We start from the raw sequence: 5,881 nt of genomic DNA, 5'->3' as shown, positions 1-5,881 counted from the left end.
TCCGTCTCCGCGGGGTTCGTGCCGGGGCCGCCGGGAGGCCCGGCGGCGGGATCGCGGGGCGGGCCGGTCCGGGTGTCCGCGTCGGTCATCGCGTGCTCTCCCGTTCGGATGCGGCGGCCGCGACGGCGGCCTTGAGGTCGTTGAGGCGGACCTTGCCCGCCGACGAGCGCGGGATCTCGGGCAGGAAGCTGATGCGCTGCGGCACCTTGTAGGCCGCGAGGCGGCCCCGGCATCCGGCGAGCACGTCGGCGCGGGCGAGCGGGCGGTCCCCGGCGACCGCCATGTGCAGGACGGTCTGCCCGTCGGCGTCGGCGTCGGCGAACAGCACCGCGTCGCGCACGCCGTCGATCGTCCGGACGACGCCCTCCACCTCGTGCGGGTCGATCTTGCGTCCGGCGAGGTTGATGACCCCGGCGACGCGTCCGGTGATGAACAGCCGGCCGTCCGCGAGGTGGCCGAGGTCGCCGGTGGCGTAGAAGCCGTCCGGGTCGAGCCGCCGCTCCAGCTCGCCCGGCGCGTTCAGGTACCGGCTCGCCATGGACGCGGTGCGCAGCAGGATCTCGGTCGCCCCGTCCGGCCGCCGCCGGGGGCGCAGCGTGACGCCCGGCAGCGGGGTGCCGAGGCCGCGCCGGTACTCGGGGTCGCGCTCGAACGTGCACGGCCCGGCCTCGGCGACGCCGTAGTAGTCGGCGATCCGGACGCCGAACCGGTGCTCGAACCGGGCCCGGGTCGCGGCGGGCAGCTCCGCGCCCGCCGAGATCGCCAGGTCGAGCCCGCCGAGCCGGTCGGCGCACAGCTCCGAACCGGCGAGGGTGCGGTAGACCAGCGGGAACGCGACCATCCGGGTCGCGCCGGAGTCGGCGAGCGTGCGCGCGATCCGCGCGGAGGTGGGCGGCCCGGTGTGCAGGACGATCTCCGCGCCGACCAGCAGGCTGGACAGCAGCGAGGTGTTGAACGCCAGCCCGTTGGTGAAGGCGGCGAGGCAGAGGGTGCGGTCGCGGCCGTCCAGGCCGGTGCCGGCGACCCAGTTGCGGGCGGCGCTGAGCACCGCGGAACCGGAGAACTCCAGGCATTTCGGCACCCCGGTCGTGCCGGACGTGAACCGGCACACCGCCGTGTCCGGGAGCAGCGCGGGCGGTTCGCCGGACGCCTCCAGGGAGACCAGCGCGTGCCGGCTGCCCTCGACCGGCGCCACCTCGCCGCCGAGCGGGAAGTCGCCCGCGGCGGACGCGTCGGTGAGGAAGGCGGTCACGCCGCAGCCCGTCCTGATCGCCTCGATCTCGGTCCGGCCGAACGCGACGTCCACCAGGAACGGCACCCGTCCGGTGGACAGCAGCGCCAGGTAGGACAGCACGTAGTCGATGCTGTTGCGCGCGCACACGGCCACCCGGTCGCGTTCGGGACCGGACGCGAGCGCCCGGTCCAGCGCGGTCGCGAGCCGCGCGACCGCGCCGCCGAGGTCGGCGTAGGTGAGCCGCTCGGTCCCCTGCCGCAGCGCCGTCCGGTTCCCGAACCGCGCGCACGCCTCGCGGACGATCGCGTCGAGCCGCACGTACCCGCCCGCCGCGCCGCCGTCCGGCTCGGCGGCGTCCAGCCAGGCGGCTCCCACGGCGTCCACCGGGAGATCGGCCGCTGCCCGGAGATCGGTCGCCGCCTGGAGATCGGCCGCCGCCGGGTCGCCCGGCCGGGCCGTGGACGGGGAGCCGGCCCGGGGGTCCGGCCTGGTTCCGGTGCGGGGCTCAGGCATGGTCGCGCCTCCCTTCGGGGACGTCCGCCGGGACGGGAACGCGCGGCGGCTCGTCCGGAGCGGACGGATCGTCCAGGCCGGCCAGTTCGGCGCGGCCGGCGAAGCTGTGGTTGGCGAGGGTGAGCATCGTGGTCTGGCTGCCGCCCGCCATCCGCAGGCCGCGCAGCTGCGCGTACGCGCGCAGGGACGGGCTGTCCCACATGTAGCCCGCGCCGCCCTCCAGGTCGCAGCACAGCCGCGCGAGGTCGCAGGCCCGCTCCACGCAGAACCACTTCAGCTCCGCCACCTCGGGGACCGGCACGGCCGGGCCGTCCAGGCGGCCGAGCAGCCCGGCCAGCCCGGCGGCCATGAGCTCCTGGTCGGCGCGGGCGCGGGCGAGGGGGTGCGCGGCGGCGGGCCAGTCGCCCAGCGGCCGTCCGCCGAGCGTGCGGTGGGTGACGTGCCGGACGATGTGGTCGAGCAGCCGCCGGTGGAGCAGGTACGCGTCGAACGCGATGAGGTACCGCATCCGGGACATCACGCGGTTCCAGCGCAACAACTGCCCCACGCCGCCCCGGGAAAGGACGTGGTCGGCCGGGACGCGCGCGTCGTCGAACTCGATCCGCGCCGAGTCGGCCGACCGGGTGCCGAGCTTGTCGTAGACGTGCGCGACGCGGACGCCGGGGGTCTCCTTCGGCACCAGGACCAGCGCCGTCCCGCCGCCCAGCCGGGCGCTCACGAAGCACAGCCGCGCGCCCGCGCCGTTGATCACGTACCGCTTCGCGCCCCGGACGACGACCTCGTCACCGTCGCGCCGCGCGGTCGTGGGCTCCTCGGCGGACGGGTCGGTGTCGGCCTGGCAGGCGCTGGACGTCCCGTCCAGCAGGCCGGGCAGGTAGCGGTCGCGGAGGGCGGGCTCGGCGTCGGCGAGCCACCGCGTCGCGACGTCGTTGTGGACGTGCGCCGCGAGCAGGATCCCGGCGTCCCCGAGGGGCGCCATCGCCTCGCCGAGCACGAGGCTTCCGAGCAACCCCAGGCCCTGGCCGCCCAGTTCGGCGGGCAGGGACACGCCCAGCAGGCCGTGGCGGGCCATGTCCCGCCAGGCCCGCTCGGTCAGCGGTCCGTCGGGGCCGTCCCGCCACTCGGCCAGGCGCTCGGGCGTGAAGAGCTCGCGTGCCGTCCGCGCCAGTTCCCGGTGGCGTTCCGTCAGCGGCGGTCCGGCCGTCGCCCCGGTCGCCAGCCCGGCGATCCCGTCCGTCATCTGGACGCCGGGCAGGTCCTTCGAGGTCACCGCGTCGGCCGTCGTCAGCGTCTCGTGGGTGGTCATGCGGCGGCCTCCCGCCCGGTCGGGGCGATGCCGGGCAACCCGGACGGCCCGGACGGTTCGTCCCCGGACACCGTCGTCCGGCCGTGGCTGTAGGCGATCGCGTCGCGGTCGGTCTTGCGGGCGTTGGGGTCGGGGACGCCGAGGGCGACCAGGTAGACGATCTCCTCGTCGTGGGACAGCCGTCCCAGCCGCGCGCCGTGCGCCTCGTCGAAGCCGCCGACGCAGGTGACGCCCACCGGTTCGGTGTCCTCGTCCCCGGCCGCGTTGAGGCAGAGGCGCTGGGCCACGTGCGCGGCGTGGAAGTGGGTCTCGGCGAGGCCCGCGCGGCCGAGTTCGCGCAGCACCCGCGACAGCGGCGCGTGCAGCAGGACGAGCACGGCCGCGTGGCGCAGCCCGGCCTGCCGCTGGAGGGTCTCCAGGACGTCCGTCTCGGTCACCTCGCCCAGGCCGACCGGAAGCAGGGCGCGGGCGTCCGGCCCGTAGGCGTACGCGCCCGCCGGGAGGCCGGTCACGTCGCGGACGACGAGCCGGACGCCGACCCCGACCCCGGGCTCGGTGAAGTCGCCGTCCAGCGGGGCGTCCAGGCCGTCCAGCAGGCGGGCGAGCGCCGGCAGGCCGACCGGTTCCGGCAGGAAGCCCTTCACGGACTCGCGCCGCGCCATGGCCTGCGCGTGCCCGCCGCCTCCGCGCGGCACGGGCGGCAGCGACACTTCGCTTCCACCGGCGCCGGGCGCGCGGACGGCGTACAGCGAGCCGGACGATCCGGGCAGCGGGGACGCGGCCGGACCGTAGGCGAGGCTGATGTCCCGCAGCGCCTCGAAGTCGCGCCGTTCGGCGTCGTCCGGCGGGTCGAGGCGCGCCTGGTGCCGGTCCAGCCACACCGGACGCACGCCGGGCTCCTCGCCGGTCTCCCCCGTCGCCCCGTCCACCGCTCCGCCCGCGGCCGGACGGGACGTGCCCGCGATCGTCACCACGACCTGGGGCTCGCGGCAGGTGCCGGTGAGGCCGAGCGCGTGGGCCACCCACTGGCGGTGGAAGCGCAGGTGGACGGTCGGTTCCAGGCCGAGGTCCCGGGCCGCCAGCGCGAAGTTGACCGCGGCGTGCCCGGTGTCGAGCAGCGTGTAGCGGTAGCCGCGCCGCCCGTACTTGGCCATCGAGCGCCACGGCCGCGCGGCGAAGGTGACGACGGCGCGCGGCGGGGCCCCGTCCTCCGTGGCGATGCCCGCCCCGGCCGCCAGCTCGCCGAGGGTGACCGGCGGGGCGGTGGCGAGGGGGCTGAGGCGGTCGGCGTCGATCTCGTACAGATGGCAGCCGCCCTCGGGGGTCGCGCCCGCGCCGGGGGCCAGGCCGACCAGGACCTCGAACGGGTAGAGCGCGCCCGCCGACGGGGTGCTGCGGGCCTGGACGAACGTGCCGTCCTTGGCGAGGACCGTCCCGGGCCGCCGGCCGCAGCCGCGGCCGAGCGCGACGGCGAGCGCCGTCCGGAACTCCTGGGCGGTGTCGCCGGGACCGGCGAGGACCGTCCCGCCGCCCGCCGTGCCGGGCGCGCCGGGCGCGCCGCCGGCCGGCTCGGGGAACGCGTCCACCTCGCTCAGCCGGGTCGACTCCCAGAAATCCAGCAGCGGGCTTTTCGAATGGAGCTGAGGTCGCATTGAATACCGCTCGTTTCTCCGTCTACCGCGACAGGCCGGATCATCGAAGATCGCTACCCATCATCGGCACGGCGGGCGGGCCGCGCATCTCCGAGAATGCGGCCGCCCGTACCGGTTCCGAGCAGGTGAAACACCGGCCCGGAGCCGCGCAATCCGCGAGAAGACCGGGCCTGCGCGGCGACGCAGAATAAGACCGTCCACTATTCAGGAGGGTTTTATGCGGGTGCTCTTCGTCAGCTACGCCGAACGGACCCACTATTTCCAGATGGTGCCGATGGCCTGGGCGCTGCGGACCGCCGGGCACGAGGTCCGGGTCGCGAGCCAGCCCGCGCTCGCCGACACCGTCGTCCGGTCCGGGCTGCCGTCGGTGACGGTGGGCCGGGACCACAGCTTCGACCAGGTGCTGGTCGAGAAGTCCGACGACGAGGGCTGGGCCGGGCGGGTCGCGAACGTCCTGATCGAGCCGGACGGGGTCGCCTACCCGGACTTCGTCCGCTTCATGGACGAGGCGACGATCTACTCCGCGAAGGTGTTCAACGACCCGATGGTGGACGACCTGGTCGCCTACACCCGGCAGTGGCGGCCCGACCTGATCGTCTGGGAGATGTTCACCTTCGCCGGGGCCGTCGCCGCCCGCGCCGCGGGCATCCCGCACGTGCGGTTCCTGTGGGGCGCGGACGTCCTGGTCCGGATGCGGCAGAGCTTCCTGCGGCGGCTCGCCGAGCAGCCGGAGGCCGAGCGCCACGACCCGCTCGGCGCGTGGCTCGCCGAGACGGCCGGACGGTTCGGCGCGTCCTTCGACGAGGAGCTGGTCACCGGGCAGCACACGCTCGACCAGTCGCCGCCGAGCATGCGCCTCCCGCTCGGGCTGCCGACCGTGCCGGTGCAGTACGTCCCGTACAACGGGCCGGCCGCGATCCCGGACTGGCTGCGCGAACCGCCGGAGCGGCCCCGGGTCGCGGTGACGGCGGGGATCTCGATGCGCGGCTACCACGGCTTCGACCCGATCCCCACCAAGACGCTGCAGGCCCTCGGCGAGCTGGACGTGGAGGTCGTCGCGACGCTGGTGCCCGCCGAGGGCGAGACCGCCGAGCTGCCGGACAACGTCCGGACGGTCGACTTCGTCCCGATGAACGCGCTGCTGCCGACCTGCGCCGCCGTCGTGCACGTGGGCGC

Annotated in this window: 4 protein-coding genes; 1 reads left to right on the top strand and 3 read right to left on the bottom strand. The window is 75.8% G+C overall.

Translation table 11 applies throughout. The annotated features are described in order from the left end of the window. Positions 1-85: 85 nt before the first annotated feature. The 3 genes from AB0J52_RS23955 to AB0J52_RS23945 are packed head-to-tail and all read right to left on the bottom strand — an operon-like array spanning position 86 to position 4,705. Positions 86-1,747: a class I adenylate-forming enzyme family protein gene (locus tag AB0J52_RS23955; RefSeq protein WP_500184292.1), complete on the bottom strand. Its 1,662-nt coding sequence runs from the start codon at positions 1,745-1,747 to the stop codon at positions 86-88. Further along, complete coding sequence (locus AB0J52_RS23950; RefSeq protein ID WP_500184291.1) at positions 1,740-3,053, bottom strand: acyl-CoA dehydrogenase family protein; 1,314 nt, start codon at positions 3,051-3,053, stop codon at positions 1,740-1,742. The genes AB0J52_RS23955 and AB0J52_RS23950 overlap by 8 nt, the downstream gene beginning before the upstream one ends. Then, positions 3,050-4,705 carry a nitroreductase family protein gene (locus AB0J52_RS23945; RefSeq protein ID WP_500184289.1) on the bottom strand — a complete coding sequence of 552 codons (1,656 nt, stop codon included), beginning with the start codon at positions 4,703-4,705 and terminating at the stop codon, positions 3,050-3,052. Before AB0J52_RS23945 ends, AB0J52_RS23950 begins: the two co-directional genes overlap by 4 nt. Positions 4,706-4,922: 217 nt before the next feature. On the opposite strand from AB0J52_RS23945, the gene AB0J52_RS23940 reads away from it, so the two are divergent. Beyond that, on the top strand, positions 4,923-5,881 hold a 959-nt coding region (locus tag AB0J52_RS23940), incomplete at its 3' end, for a nucleotide disphospho-sugar-binding domain-containing protein (protein ID WP_500184288.1).

Source organism: Spirillospora sp. NPDC049652, from assembly GCF_040675125.1.
Taxonomy (GTDB): Bacteria; Actinomycetota; Actinomycetes; order Streptosporangiales; family Streptosporangiaceae; genus Spirillospora.
This window is presented reverse-complemented; position numbering and strand designations above follow the sequence as displayed.